An 18124-nucleotide genomic window follows, 5' to 3' on the forward strand; every position below is an offset into this window, starting at 1 on the left:
ACGGTGTCGCGGGAACGGTTGGCGTCGCCTGCGGACGGAGGAACCACGTCCCGGCGACGACGGCCGGCCAACACGGCGGCCGCGGCCAGGAGCACGATCGGCCAGCGGCGGGTCGTGGTGGGGGCCTTGGCGGTGGTCATGGCGATCTCCTCCCAGCGGTCCGACGGCCTGACCTGCTCTGCGCGGTGCGCGAGGGCGGCCCGCAGCTCGTTCTCGAGGGCCCCGTGGTCGTGGTGGTTGTCGGTGTTCATGTCAGTTCCTCCCGGCGGGCGGCGAGGGCCGCGAGTGCGCGGTGGGCGTGTGTCTTGACCGAGCCCTGGCTGATGCCCAGGGCGTCGGCGATCTCGGTCTCGGTCAGGTCGTTCCAGTACCGCAGCGTGAGGACCTCGCGCTGTCGTTCGGGCAGCGAGTCCAGGGCGGCGAGAAGCTGGTCATGCCGACTCCGGGTGATGGCGAGGGTGTCCGCGCCGGGGGTCGTCGTGGCCACCGTGGGATCCGATGCCTCGGCGCGCAGGTGACGATGCACCACGACGTCGTGGCGTTGGGCACTGCGCACACCATTGACGACGCTTCGTCGCAGGTATGCCGTGGGGCTGCCCTCGTCGACGCTGTCCCAGCGACGGTGCAACCCGATGAAGGCCTCCTGCACGATGTCCTCGGCTCGGGACTGGTCCCGCAGCAGCATCGTGGCGAGGCGGACCATGGGAACCCACTGCGCGGCATACAGGCCACGCACGGCCTCGTCGGCTGCGCGCTCGGCGACCACCTTCATTCCCATGACCCTAGAGACGCGCGGGTGTGCCGCTCGGTTGACACCCCTAGGGTGGAGAAATGAGCGACTGCCTCTTCTGCAAGTTCGTGGCGCGGGAGATCGTGCCCGATGTCGTCGCCGAGAGCGAGCACAGCCTGGCCTTCCGCGACATCAACCCGCAGGCCCCGACCCATGTGCTCGTCGTGCCGAAGCGACATGTCGAGAACGCCGGCGAACTCGCCAAGGCCAGCGCCGAGGAGTTGGCAGACCTGGTGCTGCTGGCCCGGGCAGCGGCGCGTCAGGACGGACTCGTCGACGGCTACCGACTCGTCTTCAACACGGGCGCGCAGGCCGGCCAGACGGTCTTCCACGCGCACCTGCACGTCCTTGGCGGCCGGACAATGGAGTGGCCGCCGGGCTGACCCTCCGCCGTAGACTGGTGCCAACATGTCCGAACCCTCCAGCACCAGTCCGGCGCCCTCGGTCACCGAGGGCGCTTCCTCTCGCGTCCCCCAGCACACCGTGGTCGTGCCCGATGACGTCTCGATGGTCGCCCTGTTGGGTCCTCGCGACGAGTTGCTGCGCACCATGGAGCGGGCCTTCCCGCACACCGACATCCACGTGCGCGGCAACGAGATCCGGGTGAGCGGCCCGAGCGCCGACATCGCCCTCGTCGAGCGTCTGGTCGACGAGTTGCTGGCGGTCATCGACGCAGGTCAGCCGCTCAATCGGGACGCTGTCGAGCACTCGATCAAGATGTTGCGCGCCCAGACGAACGAGCGGCCCGCGGACGTCCTGACGATGAACATCGTGTCCAACCGGGGGCGGACGATCCGCCCGAAGACGCTGGGCCAGAAGCAGTATGTCGATGCGATCGACGAGAACACCATCGTCTTCGGGATCGGGCCGGCGGGCACGGGCAAGACCTATCTGGCCATGGCCAAGGCGGTCGCGGCGCTGCAGGCCAAGCAGGTCAACCGGATCATCCTGACTCGGCCGGCGGTCGAGGCGGGGGAGCGGCTGGGCTTCCTGCCCGGCACGCTCACCGACAAGATCGACCCCTATCTGCGGCCGCTGTATGACGCCCTCCACGACATGGTGGACCCGGACTCGATCCCCCGACTGCTCGCGGCCGGCACGATCGAGGTGGCGCCGCTGGCTTACATGCGTGGGAGGACGTTGAACAGTTCGTTCATCGTGTTGGACGAGGCGCAGAACACCACGCCCGAGCAGATGAAGATGTTCCTGACGCGACTCGGCTTCGGCTCCAAGATGGTGGTCACCGGCGACGTGACGCAGGTCGATCTGCCCGGTGGCGCGCGCTCGGGCCTCCGGGTCGTGCGCGACATTCTCGCGGGTGTCGAGGACATCCATTTCAGTGAGTTGACGGCCGAGGACGTGGTGCGCCACCGGCTCGTGGGCGCAATCGTCGATGCCTACGGCGAATGGGACGAACGTGAGCGGCGAGGATCCAGGGGTCGCCCGGACAAGGACCGCCGATGAGCATCGACGTCCTCAACGAGACGACCTTTGACCTCGACGAGCTGGAGCTGGTGGCGTGCTCGCGCTTCGTCATGGAGCAGATGCGCGTCCATCCCGGCGCTGATCTGTGCGTCCGCCTGGTCGACGAGGAGGCCATGACGACCCTGCACGTGCAATGGATGGACCTGCCGGGCCCCACCGACGTCATGAGTTTCCCGATGGACGAGCTGACGCCGGGGCACGAAGGCGAAGACCCCGAGGAGGGGATCCTGGGTGACATCGTGCTGTGCCCCTCGGTCGCGCAGAAGCAGGCGATGGAGGCCGGTCACGCCCTCGAAGAGGAACTCCTGCTGCTCACGACCCACGGCATCCTGCACCTGCTGGGCTTCGACCACGCCGAGCCCGAGGAGGAGAAGGAGATGTTCGACCTGCAGCGCACCCTGCTGCTCACCTTCCTCGCCGGCCGTGGCCGACCGGTCTGACCGGGCCATCCGTTGACCCGCCTCGTCATCCTGGCCGTCGTGGCCGTCGCGCTGGCCTTCCTCGCGGCCGCCGGCGAGGCCGCGCTGGGTCGCGTCTCGACGGTGCGTGCCCACGAACTGCTCACTGAGGAACGACCGGGGTCGAAGTCGCTCGTCAAGGTGGTCGGTGACCGCGCGGCATACGTGGCACTCCTGTCCTTCATCCGTGTGCTCGGAGAGGTGACCGCCGCCGTCATGGTGACCTTCGTCGTCGTCAACGAGGTCGATCAGACGTGGTCGAGTTTCGCGTTGGCGATCGCGATCATGACGGTCGTGTCGTTCGTCGTCGTCGGGGTGTCCCCGCGGACCATCGGCGCGCAGAACAGTGGTCGCTATGCACTCGTCGCCGCTCCAGTGGCAGTGTGGCTGCGCCGGGTGCTCGGACCGGTGTCGGCGCTGCTCGTTCTGATCGGCAATGCGGTGACGCCGGGCAAGGGTTTTCGCGACGGACCGTTCGCGAGCGAGTCCGAGTTGCGTGCCCTCGTCGACGTCGCGAGCGACAGTGAACTCATCGAGGCCGACGAGCGACGGATGATCCACAGCGTCATCGACCTCGGGGACACGATCACCCGGGAAGTGATGGTTCCGCGCACCGACATGGTGGTCATCGATCGCGACAAGACCTGCCGTCAGGGCTTGAATCTGCTTCTGCGGTCGGGCTACTCGCGGATCCCGGTGGTTGGTGAGGACACTGACGACATCATCGGGATGCTCTACCTCAAGGACGTCGCGCGGCGGGTCACCCATGATCCGGCCGGGGCGACCGTCCCGGTGGAGGAGGTGATGCGGCCGGCCGCGTATGTGCCGGACAGCAAGCCGGCCGATGACCTGCTCAAGGAGATGCAGCGCGACCGGGTGCACGTCGCGATCGTCGTCGACGAGTACGGCGGCACGGCTGGCCTGGTCACCATCGAGGACATCCTCGAGGAAATCGTCGGTGAGATCGCCGACGAGTACGACCGTGAGGACCCAGCCATCGAGGCCCTCGAGGACGGCACGTGGCGGGTGGACGCGACGATGGACATCGACGACCTGGCGGATCACCTGGGGGTCGCGATCGAGGACGACGAGGTGGACACCGTCGGGGGGCTCATCGCCAAACTCGGCGGGCGCGTGCCGATCCTGGGTTCGACGGCCGAGATCGCCGGGCTCAAGCTCACCGCCGAGCGGATGGAGGGTCGACGGCACCGCATCGCGACCGTCATCATCGAGCGACTGCCCGAGGTCGAGGACGAGGAGGACGACCGATGACCGGGGTGCCACCCACGCCACCCGCCGAGCCGTATGCCGCGGGGTTCGCCTGCCTCATCGGCCGCCCGAACGCGGGCAAGTCGACGCTGACCAACGCCCTGGTGGGGGAGAAGGTCGCGATCACGTCGTCGAAGCCACAGACGACCCGGCACACAATCCGTGGGATCGTCACCTCGGCGACCAGCCAACTGATCCTCGTCGACACGCCGGGGCTCCACAAGCCCCGGACCCTTCTGGGCGAGCGGCTCAACGACCTCGTGCGCGAGACACTGCTCGACGTCGACGTCATCGGGTTCTGCCTGCCGGCCGACCAGCGGGTGGGCCCCGGGGACCAGTTCATCGCCGCCGAACTCGCCGAGTTGCGCCGGGCCAAGCGGACACCCGTCGTGGCGATCGCGACCAAGAGCGACCGGGTCGATCGCAAGCGCTTGGCCGAGCACCTCATCGCCGTCGACCAGTTGGGGGACTGGGCCGACATCGTGCCGTGCTCGGCGACCTCCGGCGACCAGGTCGACACGGTGGCCGCAGTGCTCGCCTCGCACCTGCCGAGCTCGCCGGGCCCCCTCTATCCCGAAGGTGTCATCACCGACGAGCCGGAGTTGGTCATGATCGCCGAGTTGGTCCGCGAGGCGGCCCTCGAGGGGGTGCGTGACGAGTTGCCGCACTCGTTGGCCGTGGTCGTCGAGGAGATCGTGCCCCGCCCCGATCGGCCGGCTGACAAGCCGATGAGCGATGTGCGGGTCAATGTCTTCGTCGAGCGTGACTCGCAGAAGGCGATCATCATCGGGCGTGGCGGCTCTCGGTTGCGCGAGGTCGGCACGAACGCCCGGGCGGGCATCGAGCGGCTGCTGGGTCACCGCGTCCACCTCGACCTGCACGTCAAGGTCGCCAAGGATTGGCAGCGCGATCCGAAACAGTTGCAGCGCCTGGGCTTCTGACGCGGGCGGTCGATGGGGTCGCCTGCTCGCACCGAGAACACACATGTGGCACCCAGCCGCACGGCAAACCCTCATCCGGAGTCACTCACTCACTCACTCACTCACTCACTCACTCGCCCACCCCACTCAGGTCAGCAGACCCTCCACGCCGACGATCGACGTGTATGCCGCGTCCTGCACCTTCGCCGACACCGATCAACTCGCCGTGGACCTGGCCACGACCGTCATGACCATCGAACAGGTGCCGAACATCCCGATGTCCGCAAGAACACGGCAGCCTTCGTGCACGAGCTCCCCGCGTCGGCTCTGGCCAACGTCGACGGCGACTCGCCCTACGTGCGGGTGCAGGTGCTGACCAACGCCGGAGCCCTCGACCGGGACCGCACCTGGGTCCTGCTCACCGAGGCGTCGGAGGGCGGTTGGGGACTGCACGGTGTGGCGCACACGAACGCCGAACTCGTCATGGCGGCGCGAGCCGAGATCGCGGCGCTTCAAGCGGCCGCTGCGGAGCGCGACCCTCAGAACTGACGCCGCTCACGGTCTCGGCGCGTCGTCCTCGGTTGCCTCCCGGTCCCCGCGGTCGGTCCACGCCTGCCACGGCCGGACGTGGTTGGGTGCCAGGTCGACCCGGTGACGATCGAGTCGTCCGCCGGTCGGCCCGCGGAACTGTGGTGGCGTGCGGTCCGGGCCGGTGGTCGGTTCGTCGACGCTGTGCAGCGAGCGAACCAAGGGCGTGAGCAACCAGCCGCCTCGTCCGGTGAACCGCAACCCGTCGCCCTCGTCGGCATCTCCCGCGATCGCGAATTCACCCCGATGGTGAGCGTCGTGATGGAAGGCGCAGAGGCAGACGAGCTCCCAGGTGTTGCTCTCCCCGTCGTCGCGCCAGTGCCTGATGTGGTGGACCTCAACGTGCCCACCGCTCGTGGAGCAGCCGGGGTATCGGCAGCCGCGGTCGCGGGCCTCGACGAGGCGTCGGGTTCGGCGTGGCACGATCCGGTGGGCGCGACCGACGTTCACCGGGTGACCCTCGGTCTCCCACACGGGCTGGAGCACGCCGTCACAGGTGAGACGGTCGACCATGTGCTTGGGCAGTCGACCGCCGCGCGAAATCCACCCGCCCTCGGTGTCGAGGTGGACGTAGATCCGGAACTTGTCGACGCGCGACGAACTCTTGATCGCCCCGAGTGAGCGGTTGGCGATCTCGACCATGCCGTCGGCCAAGGTGGCATCGGTCTGTCCGTCACGGAACAGCCGATCCTTGGCCTCGCGGATGGCTGCCTCGATGAGCGCCCCCTGCGCGGCCGGCCCCGCATACCTCAAGGTGAAGCGCCCCTCGGCCGTGGCCATCTGGAGCGTCGGCTCCTCCTCGAGGGGCTCGGGATTCGGCTGGGGTTCGCCGTCGGTGAAGGAGTACCTGGGGAGAACGCGCCTCAGCTGCGTCACGGAGGCGTTCTCGGCAAGCTCCTGGGCTGCCCGCGAATGCGTCGCCGGCACATGCCGCGCCACCACGGCGGCCTGGTCCACGGAGACCCGACCGGCCATCAACGCCTCGGTCGTCTCGGGCAATTCGGTGCGTCGGCGCGCCAACAGGACTATGTCGCGCGCTCGGCCGGGGGACAGGCCCGCCCGCACGATCAACCAGTGCTCAGGGGAACGGATGCCGACGCCTGCCCACAGCTCGCTTTCGATCAACTCGGCGGTGATCTCCACCAACTCGGCGTGGTCCCGATTGAGTCGCGCGCAGACCTCCCAAGCACGCGCGTGGAGCTCGCCGACGTCTGCCGCACGAGCCACCACCTCGGGAATCGCTGTCATGGAACAACTGTACGAACGAGGTCTGACAGCCCATGCTTTCTCCATGGCGCAGGACACCCCACGTGAGCGGCTGACCCGCGAGGTCGACGAGATCACCGCGCGGATCGCGACGATGACGACCGACCTGCACGCGATCTTCGACGCCTCTGTGGACTCCAACGCCGACGACGAACACGACCCGGAGGGCCAGACCATCGGGTACGAGCGAGCCCAACTCACCGCGCTCATCACTGCCGCCCGAGCCCAGCTCACCGCTGTCGAACAGGCGCTGACCCGCCTCGAAGAAGGCAGTTTCGGGATCTGCACGGTCTGCCTCCGGCCCATCCCGGCCGAGCGCCTCGAAGTGCGCCCGACGGCCACGACGTGCGTCGAGCACGCATCCGGGTCGCGGTGAGCCCGCATCGTGAGCCGAGCGACCGGCATACGGGCACCTCTTTAGACTTGACCCCATGCACGTCGGAGTCTTCGGAGCCACCGGTCAGGTCGGCCAGGTCATGCGCACCCTTCTCGCCGAGCGGGGCTTCCCCGTGACGTCGATCCGCTACTTCGCCTCGGCGCGCAGCGCCGGCAAGCAGCTCCCGTGGGGTGACGAGCAGGTCATCGTCGAAGACATCGCGACGTCGGACTTCTCCGGCATCGACATCGCGCTCTTCAGTGCGGGCGGCGGCACGAGCAAGGAGTGGGCGCCCAAGGTCGCCGCGGCCGGCGCCGTCGTCATCGACAACAGCAGCGCCTGGCGCAAGGACCCTGATGTGCCGCTCGTGGTCTCGGAAGTCAACGGTGACGACCTCCTCGACATCCCCAAAGGCATTGTCGCCAACCCGAATTGCACCACGATGGCCGCGATGCCGGTCCTCAAGCCACTCCACGACAAGGCCGGCCTCGTCCGCCTCCACGTGTCGAGTTACCAGGCGGTCTCCGGATCGGGTGGCGTCGGGCTCACCGAGCTCGACTCCCAACTCAGGAGTGGGTATGCCGCGGGCGACCCCAAGGAATTGGCGCTCGACGGCCGAGCCCTCGCCCTCGCCGAGCCCCAGGTGTATGCCGTGAACGTCGGCTTCAACGTTGTCCCCGTCGCCGGCTCCTTCGTCGACGACGGCAGCGGCGAGACCGACGAGGAGCAGAAGCTGCGCAACGAGTCGCGCAAGATCCTCCACGCGCCCGACCTGCGAGTGTCGGGCACCTGCGTGCGTGTGCCGGTCTTCTCCGGCCACAGTCTGGCCATCCACGCGGAGTTCGCGCAGGACATCTCGCCCGAGGAAGCACTGGACCTGCTCAAGAACGCGCCCGGTGTCGTCGTCGCCGACGTCCCGAACCCGCTCGAGGCCACCGGCCGCGACGAGGTCTACGTCGGCCGGGTTCGTGCCGACCAGGGCGCGCCGGACGGAAAGGGCCTCGTGCTCTTCGTCGTGGGTGACAATCTGCGCAAGGGCGCGGCACTCAACGCCGTGCAGGTCGCCGAGGAATGGATGAAGCGTCATGGCTGAGCAGATCAAGACCTTCGAGGACGCTGTCGCCGCCGTCCCGACGTTGACCAAGGATCCGGGCAACGACACCAAACTGGCCCTCTACGGGCTCTACAAGCAGGCCACCGAGGGTGACGTGACGGGCAAGCGCCCCGGCTTCACCAATCCTGTGGGTCGCGCGAAGTATGACGCCTGGGCGGCGGTCGAGGGGACCTCCGCCGCGGACGCCGAGGCCGACTACATCGCGAAGGTCCGCGCCCTCCTTGCTGCCGAGAAGTGATGAGCGACAACCGGTTCGGCGTGTCGCCGGTCTGGGTTGTCGTGGGCGCCTCAGCCGGCGCCAGCCGTGACCGCCAGCATCTCGGGTGGCGCGGCTGTCCATAGGGTGGGGCGCATGAGCGCAGCCATGCGCAGTTTGGTCATCCCGGTCTCCGACATGGGCGCCGCCAAGAAGGTCTACACCGCGGTCCTCGGCGACCCCCACACGGACACTCCCTCCTAGGTGGGCTACAACGTCGACGGCTTCGAGGTGGCCCTGGCACCGCGATCGGCCTGCGCGGCGCCTGACTCTTCGCTCCTCTCCCGGACAGTCGAGTGAGGAGAACATGCCGTATGCCGCAGGGCTGAGACGGCGTGTTCTCCTCACTCGACTGTTTGCCGGCTCTGGGGTGCTGGCCCGCGGCGTTGACAGCAGGCCGTTGCTGATGTGCAATATATTGCATGCCGATCCCGATGAGCGATGGGTCCAGCGCCCTCAAGCGCGGCCTGCTGCGCGATGACGTCTACACGCGGCTGCGCGATGCCATCGTCGATGGCACCTTCGCGCCGGGGGAGCAACTGCGCGACCTGGATCTTGCGCAGTGGCTGGGGGTGAGTCGCACTCCGGTGCGCGAGGCGCTGATGCGGCTGGGTGCCGCCGGCTTGGTCACCACTGCGCCCGGCCGCTCGACGACGGTTGCTCCCCTCGACGTGCGCACCATTCGCGACGCGCAGGGCGTGGTCGCGGCCATGCACCGGCTCGCCGTGCAGCAAGCCGTGCCGCTGCTCACTGCCGATGACCTGACCGCGATGAGAGAGGCCAACCGTGCTTTCGCTCGGGCGATGCGCAGGCAGGACCCCGATGCCGCGCTGGCCGCGGACGATGAGTTCCACGCCATCCCCGTGCGCGCCACCGGAAACGAGGCCCTCGCGGCCGTTCTCGACCAGTTCACTCCCGTCCTGCGACGGGTCGAGCGGCTGCGCTTCTCCTCACTCTCCGGCCGGTCTTCCCTGGCTCTCCACGAGCGCCTCGTCGACCTCGCCGAGGACGGCGATGCCGAGGCCGCCGCGGATGTCAGCCACGAGACGTGGCAGACCCTCCAACCCCTGCTCGACACGCTCTGAGACCCGCGATGTCCGGCGAGATCACGGCATACCAACCACAGAGCCGGACGCAACGAAAAGGAATGCACTGATGAAGTTGCACGAGTTCGACCGCTACCCACTGACCTTCGGACCGAGCCCGGTCCACCACCTGGGGCGCCTCTCCCAGCACCTTCGCGGCGCCCAGGTCTGGGCCAAGCGCGAGGACGTCTCCTCCGGCCTGGCCTATGGCGGTAACAAGGTCCGCAAGCTGGAGTACATCGTCCCGGACGCCATCGCCTCTGGCGCCGACACCCTGGTCTCGATCGGCGGCTATCAGTCCAACCACACCCGCCAGGTGGCCGCGGTCGCCGCCCACCTGGGCATGAAGTGCCGTCTCGTGCAGGAGAAGTGGGTCCCGTGGGAGGACCCGGTGAACGACAAGGTCGGCAACATCCTGCTCTCCCGGATGATGGGCGCGGACAGTCGCCTCGACCCCGCCGGCTTCGACATCGGTATCCGCGACTCGTGGAAAGACGCCCTGCGCGAAGTCGAGGAGTCCGGCGGCACCCCCTATGCGATCCCGGCTGGAGCCTCCGAGCACAAGTACGGCGGACTGGGATTCGCCAACTGGGCGTTCGAGGTCGCCGATCAGGAGAAGGCCCTCGGGGTCTTCTTCGACACCATCGTCGTCTGCACCGTGACCGGCTCGACGCACGCCGGGATGATCGCCGGGTTTGCCGCCCTCGAGGAGCTGACCGGCGTCAAGCGCCGGGTTCTCGGGATCGACGCCTCCGCCACCTTGGAGAAGACCCGCGACCAGGTCGCACGCATCGCTCGCCACACCGCCGAGCTCATCGAGGTCGGGCGCGACATCCGCGACGACGAGATCCAGGTGCTCGAAGGCTGGGCGGGAGACCTCTACGGCATCCCTGTCGAGTCGACGATGAACGCGATCGCCATGGGTGCCCAACTCGAGGCGATGATCACCGACCCCGTCTACGAAGGCAAGTCGCTGGCTGGTCTCATCGATCTGGTCAAGGACAAGGACATCCCCGCCGACAGCAACGTCCTCTACGCACACCTCGGAGGCCAGCAGGCCGTCAATGCCTATCACCGCCTGTGGGACCCTTCGGCATGACCACTTCTCCCGAAACCCGGGTGCACTCTCGCCCGGACACCAAGGTTCTCGACGAGATCGCACAGCGAGTGCTCTGGTTGAGCACCCGCATCGTCGACTCGGCCAACCACGACCGCGGCGCCGGTGACGGGGTCAAGGTCGGCGGCCACCAGGCGAGTTCGGCCTCCCTGGTGTCGGCCATGACGGCACTGTGGTTCGCCCACCTCGATGGAGCGGATCGGGTGAGCGTCAAGCCCCACGCCTCGCCGGTGCTGCACGCCATCAACTACCTCCTGGGCGGACTCGACAAGTCCTACCTGTCGACGTTGCGGGCCAAGGGCGGGCTGCAGTCCTACCCGTCGCGGACCAAGGATCCCGACCAGGTCGACTTCTCGACCGGTTCGGTGGGCCTCGGACCCGCGGCACCCCTCTTCGCGGCCGCGACGCGACGCTATGTCGATGCCCACTTCGGTGCACGACCGGCAAGTCGCTTCATCGCGCTCCTCGGTGACGCCGAACTGGACGAGGGCAACATCTGGGAAGCGGTGTCCGACAACGCAACCCAGGGCCTGGGCAAGGTCATGTGGATCGTCGACTTCAACCGTCAGTCCCTCGACCGGGTCGTGCCCGGCATCCGGATCCACCAGTGGCGGGCCCAGTTCGAGGCGGCCGGCTGGCACGTGCTCGAGGTCAAGTGGGGGCCGCGTCTCACCGCGGCATACGGCCGGCCCGGGGGAGCCGGTCTTGAGGCCTGGATCGACGCCATGCCCAACGAGCGCTACCAGTCCCTCTTCGGCCTCGAGCCCGCAGCGGTGCGCGAGCGTTTCCTCGAGGGGGCGCCGCACGAGGTGGTCACCTTCCTCGAGGGTATGCCGGACGCGGACCTGGCGACCCTCGTCACCGACCTCGGTGGTCACGACATCGACGCCATGCTCGCCGCCTATGCCGAGTGCGACGCCGTGACGGACCGCCCGTCGGTGGTCTTCGCCTACACCGTCAAGGGATGGGGCCTGCCGATCGCCGGCAACCCCCGCAACCACTCGGCGCTGCTGACGACCGAGCAGGTCGACGACCTGCGCACCCGCATCGGGCTGACGACGGCCACCGAGTGGGACCGCATCGATCCTACGAGCGAGGCCGGCCAATGGGTGGGCGTGCGATCCCAGATCATGGAGCGACCTGCGCCCACCCGTCGGGCACCGATCTCGGTGCCCGTGTCGACCGAATTGCGCTCGGCCAAGCCGATGTCCACGCAGGAGGCCTTCGGACGCGTCCTGGTCAACCTGTCGCGTGACGACTCTGTGGGCAAGCACCTCGTGACCACCGCGCCCGATGTCGCCACCTCCACCAACCTCGCCGGCTTCATCAACCGCACCGGGGTCTTCGCGCCTGAGGAGAAGCGGACCTGGAGCCCTGATCCACTCGTCAAGTGGACGGAAAGCCCTGCGGGACAGCACATCGAGCTCGGCATTTCGGAGATGAACCTTTTCCTGCTCCTCGGCCAGCTCGGCCTGTCATGGGATCTGTCCGACCAGCCACTCCTGCCCGTGGGGACCCTCTACGACCCCTTCGTGCTCCGTGGTCTCGATGCCTTCGTGTATGCCGCGTACAACGGTGCTCGCTTCGTGGTCGCCGGCACCCCGTCGGGCGTGACGCTGGCGCCGGAAGGTGGAGCGCACCAGTCGACGATCACGGCCTCGGTCGGTCTGGAGTTGCCCAACACGACGCTCATCGAGCCGGCATATGCCGCGGCGCTCGACTGGTTGCTGTGCGACGCACTCGCCCACGTAGCCGACCCCGGTCGGGCCGACGCGGTCGGCCAGGCGCAGGACGGGTGTTACTACTTCCGGCTCACCACGCGCCCCCTCGACCAGGCTCCCTTCGACGATGCCCGTGCACGCATCGGCGATGCGACGATGCGTCGCCAGGTCCTCGCCGGCGCCTATCGCTTGGTCGACGCCGGCCAGCGCGACGGCATGCCGACGGTCCAGATCGCCGCCTCCGGCGCGGTCGTCCCCGAGGCACTCGCGGCGGCAGCGGAGTTGGAGGACGAGGGCATCGCGGCGCACGTCATCGACGTGACCAGCCTCGACCGCCTGTATGCCGCGTGGCAGCGCACGCTGCGCCAGGGCATCCGCACGGCGACCACGCCGTCGATCCCGGGTGCCTTGCGGGCGGCCTTCGACATGCGCGCACCGATCGTCACCGTGCACGACGCTTCGAGCCACGCGATGGCGTGGCTCGGGTCTGCCCTCGGGGTGCCCGCCGTGTCGCTCGGCGTCGACTCCTTCGGTCAGTCGGGAACCGTGAATGATCTCTACGAGATCCACGACCTCACCCCGGGCTCGATCGTCAACGGCGCTCTGGCGGCTCTGGCTCTCCGCTGAGCCAGGATCGCCCTTACGGGACGACGACGACGGGAACAGGCGAGGCGCGCACGATCTTGGCCGCGCTGGACCCGAGGAAGACCTGCGTCAACAGGTGTGTGGAGGAGGACCCCACGACGAGCACGTCCCCGGAATGCCACTCGACGCTGTCGAGCGCCTCCACCCACGTGGCACCCCTGGCCAGCACCGTCTCCACTTCGTCCCGGGCGAAGCCGGCGTCCACCAGGTGCTCGACGGCTTCGTCCTGAGCGGCCGAGGCCTGACGACGCCACTGTTCCCGCACGAGGTCCTCGGCCCCACTGACCGCGGCCGTATACATCGGGGGTCGGTCGAGGGCGACGGTCACCAGGCGCAGCGAGGCACCGGTGCGACGACAGATGTCCGCCACCCGCTGGAGCAGGTGCCACGTGGCGTCGTCGTCGCGGAACCCGACGGTGACCCGGGTGAACCGGGACCCCGGCTCCGCGGCATACCCTCGGGGGGCGATCGCCACCGGCACCGGGGAGGAGTGCAGGAGGCGGTCGGTCTTTGCTGTCATGGCAACCCGGCCGGGAGCCCCGTTGGCGCCCGAGCCGACGACGATCATGTCCGCGTCGAGGGCCTCGACCTGCTCCAACAGCGCGGCCGGGACCGATCGGCCGGTCACCCAGCTCGCGGCGATCGGCACCCCGGCGTCGGCACCCAATAGGGTCAGCGCCTCCTCGGCGCTGGCCTCACCCTGGCCCTGCGCCCACGCCGTGAAGTCACCGTCGGTCGCGCTGCCCGCTGCGACCTCCCACCCCTGCGGGACGACAGTGACTGCATGGACCGAGTCCTTGTCGGATCGGGCGAACTGTGCGGCCACCGACAGGGCACAGGCGTCGTCCTTGTGCGGGCTGTAGCCGACGACGTAGGTCATTCCTCGTCCTCCCGCAGTCGACGGCCGGCCGGCTCGGCGATCTCTTCAGGATCGGTATAGGTGTTGAGGGTGGCGTGGTGGCGACCGTAGAAGAAGTAGAACAGCAGGACGATGGCGATCCAGATCCCGAAGATCACCCAAGTAATCGCGGCCAGGCCCCAGAGAATGTAGAGGCAGGCCAGAACCGTGAGGATCGGCGTGACCGGGTAGCCGGGGATCCTGAAGGGTCGCTCAAGGTCCGGATGGGTCCGTCGCATGACGATGATGCCGATGGCGACCATCGAGAAGGCGACCAGCGTCCCGATCGAGACGGTGTCCCACAAATAGTCCGAGGGGACGAAGCCGCCGATGAGGGCGACGACGATGGCGACGACGATCGTGTTGAAGGTCGGGGTCATCGTCTTCGGGCTGACCTCGAGGAACTTGCGCGGGATGAGGCCGTCGCGACCGATCGCGAAGAGGATTCGCGTCTGCCCATAGAGCGTCACCAGGGTGACCGAGAAGATCGAGATGACGGCGCCGGCCGACAGGATCGTGCTCCAGAACTCGTTGCCCGTGATCTCCTTGAGGATCAGGGCCAGGCCCGCCTCGGCGTTGTCACTGTCCTCGAAGAAGGACACCGGCTTGGCGGCCAGGCCGGCAGCCGCGACGGCCAGGTAGATGCCCGACACGATGGCGAGAGCGCCGATGATGGCTCGGGGCAGGGCCTTTTGGGGGTTCTTCACCTCCTCGCCGGCCGTGGCCACGGCATCGAGACCGATGAACGAGAAGAAGATCGTGCCCGCGGCCGCGCTGACGCCGGCGAGACCCTTGCCGAAGAAGTTGGAGAAGTGGTCGGCGTCGAAGGCCGTGAAGCCGATGACCGCAAAGAGGATCAGGACGCCCAACTTGATGAGCACCATGATCGCGTTGATCCTCGCGGACTCCGATGCGCCCCGGATCAGCAGGACCATGCAGAGGAGCACGAGCACCACCGCGGGCAGGTTGATCAGGCCGCCGGTGGGTTCCCCGTCGGTGCCGGGGATCGGGGAGATGGACAGCGCCTGCGGCAGCCGCCAACCGATCGTCTCCGAGAGCAGTTCGTTGAAGTATCCACTCCACCCGACGGCCACGGCGCCGGTGGCCACGCCGTATTCGAGGAGCACACAGCCGGCGATGACGACGGCGACCAACTCGCCCATCGCGTGGTAGGCGTACGAGTAGGTGGACCCACTCACCGGGATCGCCGAGGCGAGTTCGGCATAGCACAGGGCGCTCAGGCCCGCGGCCAGGCCGGCGATGAGGAACGAGACGAGCACCGCCGGACCAGCTTTGGGGACCGCCTCACCGAGGACAAAGAAGACCCCGGTGCCGACCGTGGCGCCGACCCCGAACATCATCAGCTGGAAGGTCGAGAGGTTGCGTGCCAACTCCTCGCCCTGATGGTGCGTGTGCTGGAAGACGATCGGCTTGCGCCGCTTCAGCTGGTCACCCAACGACATGGTCGGCATGGCACCTCCTGGGGAGACGATGAAAGTGCCGCTGAACCTAGACCCCTACCGGCGAGTAGGCGACCGGTGGCTGCAGAGTGGTCATCGGTGGACGCGCGGGCAGCGCACAATCGTCGGATGAACAATCGCGCCCTCATCCGCCGTCCCGGCCCCCGCCTCGCGGACGGTCTCGTCACACACCTCGAGCGCTCGCCGATCGATGTCGACCTCGCCCTTGCCCAATGGGAGGGGTATGCCGGGTGCCTTCGGTCGGCGGGTTGGGAGACGATCGAGGTCCCGGGCGCCGAAGACTGTCCCGACGCCGTCTTCGTCGAGGACGCCGTCGTCATGTTCGACGATCTCGCGGTGCTGACCAATCCCGGTGCGGCAGAGCGCAAGCCAGAGGTCGCGGGGGTTGCCGAGGCCATCAGTGGCCTTGGCCTGGAGTCCGTCCGGATCTCGGGTGAGGGCACGCTCGACGGAGGTGACGTGCTCAAGGTGGGCCGCACGGCATACGTGGGGTTGGGTGGCCGGACCAATGGCGCCGGCATCCAACAACTCGCCGACCACGTGCGCGACCGCGGCTGGACCGTCCAGGCGGTGACCGTCGAGCGAGCGCTGCACCTGAAGTCCGCGGTCACGGCGTTGCCCGACGAGACCGTCATCGGTTGGGATCCGGTCGTTGACTGGCCCGGCGCCTTCCCTCGCTACGAGGGCATGCCCGAGGAGGGAGGAGCCCACGTCGTCATCGTCGGCGAGGGTCATCTCCTCATGGCGGCCAGCGCCCCACGGACGGCCGAGTTGCTGCGTGGCCGCGGCTACACCGTGACGACGACCGACATCAGCGAGTTCGAGAAGCTCGAGGGTTGTGTGACCTGCCTGTCGGTGCGCGTGCGGGCCTGATTGGCAGAGCTGCGGACCATCAATCCACGGATGATGCCTGTCGGTGCGTGTGCGCGCCCGATGCTCAGGCCGGGGTCTCAGCGCCCGGCGCGACGCCCCGGCCGAGCGGCCGAGGAGAACGCCGCTGCGCCTCTGGGCGCCTGGGACGCGCGGCTCGACGATCCGGCCCGGGGTGACCCGGAGGTGGTGGTCGCTCGGCCGGTCGATATCGCTCGGGCGGGCGATGCCTGGCCGCGGCCGTTGCCGCGACCTGACCCCCGTGGGGAGCGACCGCGTCCACCGCCGGAACCCGAGGGTTGCGGCGCTGCCAGGGCCAGACCGCCGGGGAATATGCGCTCGCCCGGCGCCAACTCGCGCAGCAGCGGGTGGCCGGCGGCAACCTTGGTCGTCGTCGGTTTGACCCCCGCCTTGCGTGTCAGGTCACGCACGTCGCGCACCTGCTCGTCGGTCATCAGGGTCACGACCGTGCCCTCGTTGCCGGCTCGCGCCGTGCGGCCGGACCGATGCAAATAGGCCTTGTGCTCGACCGGCGGGTCCGCGTGGACCACGAGGGCGACATCGTCGACGTGGATGCCGCGGGCGGCGATGTCGGTCGCGACCAGGGTCTGGGCCGCGCCGGAATGGAAGGCGTCCATCGTGCGGGTACGGGCGTTCTGGGAGAGGTTGCCGTGGAGTTCGACCGCCGGGACGCCGGAGGCGTTGAGTTGGCGGGCCAACTTCTTGGCGCGGTGCTTGGTGCGGGTGAAGACGACGGTGCGGCCCGGTGCGGCGACCAGGTCGAGGAGCACCGGCAGGTGCTGGTGACCCTCGACGTGCAGGACGTGGTGGGCCATCGTCGCGACCGGGGACTGCTCCGAGTCGGCCTCGTGGGTGACCGGATGGTCGAGGAAGCGCTTGACGAGGACCTGGACGCCGGCGTCGAGGGTGGCCGAGAAGAGCATCCGCTGACCACCGCGCGGGGTGGCGTCGAGGAGTCGTCGGACAGCGGGCAGGAAGCCGAGATCGGCCATGTGGTCGGCCTCGTCGAGGATGGTGATCTCGACCTTGTCGAGGCTGACGTGGCCCTGACCGATGAGGTCCTCGAGACGACCCGGGCAGGCGACGACGACGTCGATGCCCTGGCGCAGGGCGGCAACCTGTGGGTTCTGCCCGACCCCGCCGAAGACGGTGCGGCTGGACATCCGGTTGCTTGCGAGCAGAGGCTGGAGGGCCTCGTCGATCTGGGTGACGAGCTCGCGGGTGGGGGCCAGGATCAGGGCGCGCGGTCGCTTGGGGGTGCGCCGCGTGCCCGAGGCCGCCAGGCGGGCGACGAGGGGGAGCAGGAAGGCGTAGGTCTTGCCGGACCCGGTGCGGCCTCGGCCCAGGACGTCGCGCCCGGCGAGGGAGTCAGGCAGGGTGGCTGCCTGGATGGGGGTGGGGGTGGTGATGCCGCGGTCGGCGAGGACCGAGGTCAGGCTGGAGGGCACGCCGAGCGCGCCAAAGGTATTGATGGACAAGGGGTTCACAGCTCCGTGGGAAGGTCGTTCTGCCCGGCGCGACGTCTCGCGGCGCATTCGGCATCGACGGGTCAGGGGCTGACGAGTCGGGGTCTTCCGCTCCATGCAGCCGCGGACGTCGGTGTCCGGCGGTCGGAGGGGAGAGCGGTCCGAGGCAGAACTGAGCGGACCTGTTGACGACCATTCTACGCGACGGGCGCACCTGTCTCGGACCACAACCCTGTTCGGACCAGAACCCTGTTCGGACCACAACTCGCACCGGGACACAGGTATGGGTGTGGTCGGG

The 18124-nt window shown here is 68.5% G+C and carries 18 protein-coding genes; 13 read left to right on the forward strand and 5 right to left on the reverse strand.

What is annotated here, in order from left to right; genetic code table 11:
• Positions 1 to 247: 247 nt before the first annotated feature.
• A complete protein-coding gene (locus tag BN10_RS07855; RefSeq protein ID WP_010850691.1) occupies positions 248 to 772 on the reverse strand; it encodes an RNA polymerase sigma factor in 525 nt (174 codons plus the stop codon).
• A 59-nt stretch (positions 773 to 831) separates the two neighbouring features.
• On the opposite strand from BN10_RS07855, the gene BN10_RS07860 reads away from it, so the two are divergent.
• The 6 genes from BN10_RS07860 (at position 832) to BN10_RS07885 (ending at position 5471) form a co-directional block, all read left to right on the forward strand.
• Positions 832 to 1173, forward strand: a complete 342-nt coding sequence (locus tag BN10_RS07860; RefSeq protein WP_010850692.1) for a histidine triad nucleotide-binding protein — start codon at positions 832 to 834, stop codon at positions 1171 to 1173.
• Between the two features lie 25 nt (positions 1174 to 1198).
• Positions 1199 to 2254 carry a PhoH family protein gene (locus BN10_RS07865; protein WP_010850693.1) on the forward strand — a complete coding sequence of 352 codons (1056 nt, stop codon included), beginning with the start codon at positions 1199 to 1201 and terminating at the stop codon, positions 2252 to 2254.
• Positions 2251 to 2715, forward strand: coding sequence for an rRNA maturation RNase YbeY (gene ybeY, locus BN10_RS07870; RefSeq protein WP_010850694.1), 465 nt, complete (start codon positions 2251 to 2253; stop codon positions 2713 to 2715). Before BN10_RS07865 ends, ybeY begins: the two co-directional genes overlap by 4 nt.
• Positions 2716 to 2727: 12 nt before the next feature.
• Complete coding sequence (locus BN10_RS07875; RefSeq protein WP_010850695.1) at positions 2728 to 4005, forward strand: hemolysin family protein; 1278 nt, start codon at positions 2728 to 2730, stop codon at positions 4003 to 4005.
• Positions 4002 to 4943 (forward strand): GTPase Era, encoded by a 942-nt coding sequence (gene era, locus BN10_RS07880; protein WP_010850696.1) that lies wholly within the window; start codon positions 4002 to 4004, stop codon positions 4941 to 4943. Before BN10_RS07875 ends, era begins: the two co-directional genes overlap by 4 nt.
• A 282-nt stretch (positions 4944 to 5225) precedes the next feature.
• Positions 5226 to 5471: a hypothetical protein gene (locus BN10_RS07885; RefSeq protein WP_010850698.1), complete on the forward strand. Its 246-nt coding sequence runs from the start codon at positions 5226 to 5228 to the stop codon at positions 5469 to 5471.
• A 6-nt stretch (positions 5472 to 5477) separates the two neighbouring features.
• On the opposite strand, the gene BN10_RS07890 is transcribed toward BN10_RS07885, so the two are convergent.
• Positions 5478 to 6758, reverse strand: coding sequence for an HNH endonuclease signature motif containing protein (locus tag BN10_RS07890; protein ID WP_010850699.1), 1281 nt, complete (start codon positions 6756 to 6758; stop codon positions 5478 to 5480).
• A 43-nt stretch (positions 6759 to 6801) separates the two neighbouring features.
• Here BN10_RS07890 and BN10_RS07895 point away from each other — a divergent pair, with 43 nt between their 5' ends.
• The 6 genes from BN10_RS07895 (at position 6802) to BN10_RS07925 (ending at position 13072) form a co-directional block, all read left to right on the forward strand.
• Positions 6802 to 7152, forward strand: coding sequence for a TraR/DksA family transcriptional regulator (locus BN10_RS07895; protein ID WP_010850700.1), 351 nt, complete (start codon positions 6802 to 6804; stop codon positions 7150 to 7152).
• A gap of 55 nt (positions 7153 to 7207) precedes the next feature.
• The gene (locus BN10_RS07900; protein WP_010850701.1) at positions 7208 to 8245 is read left to right on the forward strand and encodes an aspartate-semialdehyde dehydrogenase; all 1038 of its coding nucleotides are present in this window, start codon (positions 7208 to 7210) and stop codon (positions 8243 to 8245) included.
• Positions 8238 to 8504, forward strand: a complete 267-nt coding sequence (locus BN10_RS07905) for an acyl-CoA-binding protein (RefSeq protein WP_010850702.1) — start codon at positions 8238 to 8240, stop codon at positions 8502 to 8504. Before BN10_RS07900 ends, BN10_RS07905 begins: the two co-directional genes overlap by 8 nt.
• A 440-nt stretch (positions 8505 to 8944) precedes the next feature.
• Positions 8945 to 9607, forward strand: coding sequence for a GntR family transcriptional regulator (locus tag BN10_RS07915; RefSeq protein WP_010850704.1), 663 nt, complete (start codon positions 8945 to 8947; stop codon positions 9605 to 9607).
• Between the two features lie 70 nt (positions 9608 to 9677).
• Positions 9678 to 10706: a 1-aminocyclopropane-1-carboxylate deaminase gene (locus BN10_RS07920; RefSeq protein WP_010850705.1), complete on the forward strand. Its 1029-nt coding sequence runs from the start codon at positions 9678 to 9680 to the stop codon at positions 10704 to 10706.
• Positions 10703 to 13072, forward strand: coding sequence for a transketolase-like TK C-terminal-containing protein (locus BN10_RS07925; RefSeq protein ID WP_010850706.1), 2370 nt, complete (start codon positions 10703 to 10705; stop codon positions 13070 to 13072). The genes BN10_RS07920 and BN10_RS07925 overlap by 4 nt, the downstream gene beginning before the upstream one ends.
• 13 nt (positions 13073 to 13085) lie before the next feature.
• Here the strand turns inward: BN10_RS07925 and BN10_RS07930 are convergent, their stop codons facing one another.
• The gene (locus BN10_RS07930) at positions 13086 to 13970 is read right to left on the reverse strand and encodes a universal stress protein (RefSeq protein WP_010850707.1); all 885 of its coding nucleotides are present in this window, start codon (positions 13968 to 13970) and stop codon (positions 13086 to 13088) included.
• Positions 13967 to 15460: an APC family permease gene (locus BN10_RS07935; protein WP_010850708.1), complete on the reverse strand. Its 1494-nt coding sequence runs from the start codon at positions 15458 to 15460 to the stop codon at positions 13967 to 13969. Before BN10_RS07935 ends, BN10_RS07930 begins: the two co-directional genes overlap by 4 nt.
• A 117-nt stretch (positions 15461 to 15577) precedes the next feature.
• Here BN10_RS07935 and ddaH point away from each other — a divergent pair, with 117 nt between their 5' ends.
• A complete protein-coding gene (ddaH, locus tag BN10_RS07940) occupies positions 15578 to 16342 on the forward strand; it encodes a dimethylargininase (RefSeq protein WP_040751076.1) in 765 nt (254 codons plus the stop codon).
• A 77-nt stretch (positions 16343 to 16419) separates the two neighbouring features.
• Here ddaH and BN10_RS07945 read toward each other — a convergent pair whose 3' ends face one another.
• On the reverse strand, positions 16420 to 17895 hold the full coding sequence (locus BN10_RS07945; protein ID WP_084310978.1) for a DEAD/DEAH box helicase: 1476 nt from the start codon (positions 17893 to 17895) through the stop codon (positions 16420 to 16422).
• Between the last annotated feature and the right edge of the window lie 229 nt (positions 17896 to 18124).

This window comes from Phycicoccus elongatus Lp2, from assembly GCF_000367525.1.
Lineage (GTDB): Bacteria > Actinomycetota > Actinomycetes > Actinomycetales > Dermatophilaceae > Phycicoccus_A > Phycicoccus_A elongatus.

Bases quoted from the DNA above. Each gene is read 5' to 3' on its own strand.
- BN10_RS07915 (WP_010850704.1), top strand. From the start codon at position 8,945: ATGCCGATCCCGATGAGCGATGGGTCCAGCGCCCTCAAGCGCGGCCTG.
- BN10_RS07920 (WP_010850705.1), top strand. From the start codon at position 9,678: ATGAAGTTGCACGAGTTCGACCGCTACCCACTGACCTTCGGACCGAGC.
- ybeY (WP_010850694.1), top strand. From the start codon at position 2,251: ATGAGCATCGACGTCCTCAACGAGACGACCTTTGACCTCGACGAGCTG.
- BN10_RS07900 (WP_010850701.1), top strand. From the start codon at position 7,208: ATGCACGTCGGAGTCTTCGGAGCCACCGGTCAGGTCGGCCAGGTCATG.
- BN10_RS07925 (WP_010850706.1), top strand. From the start codon at position 10,703: ATGACCACTTCTCCCGAAACCCGGGTGCACTCTCGCCCGGACACCAAG.
- BN10_RS07935 (WP_010850708.1), bottom strand. From the start codon at position 15,460: ATGCCGACCATGTCGTTGGGTGACCAGCTGAAGCGGCGCAAGCCGATC.
- BN10_RS07860 (WP_010850692.1), top strand. From the start codon at position 832: ATGAGCGACTGCCTCTTCTGCAAGTTCGTGGCGCGGGAGATCGTGCCC.
- BN10_RS07905 (WP_010850702.1), top strand. From the start codon at position 8,238: ATGGCTGAGCAGATCAAGACCTTCGAGGACGCTGTCGCCGCCGTCCCG.
- BN10_RS07895 (WP_010850700.1), top strand. From the start codon at position 6,802: ATGGCGCAGGACACCCCACGTGAGCGGCTGACCCGCGAGGTCGACGAG.
- BN10_RS07890 (WP_010850699.1), bottom strand. From the start codon at position 6,758: ATGACAGCGATTCCCGAGGTGGTGGCTCGTGCGGCAGACGTCGGCGAG.
- BN10_RS07855 (WP_010850691.1), bottom strand. From the start codon at position 772: ATGAAGGTGGTCGCCGAGCGCGCAGCCGACGAGGCCGTGCGTGGCCTG.
- era (WP_010850696.1), top strand. From the start codon at position 4,002: ATGACCGGGGTGCCACCCACGCCACCCGCCGAGCCGTATGCCGCGGGG.
- BN10_RS07930 (WP_010850707.1), bottom strand. From the start codon at position 13,970: ATGACCTACGTCGTCGGCTACAGCCCGCACAAGGACGACGCCTGTGCC.
- BN10_RS07945 (WP_084310978.1), bottom strand. From the start codon at position 17,895: ATGCGCCGCGAGACGTCGCGCCGGGCAGAACGACCTTCCCACGGAGCT.
- ddaH (WP_040751076.1), top strand. From the start codon at position 15,578: ATGAACAATCGCGCCCTCATCCGCCGTCCCGGCCCCCGCCTCGCGGAC.
- BN10_RS07865 (WP_010850693.1), top strand. From the start codon at position 1,199: ATGTCCGAACCCTCCAGCACCAGTCCGGCGCCCTCGGTCACCGAGGGC.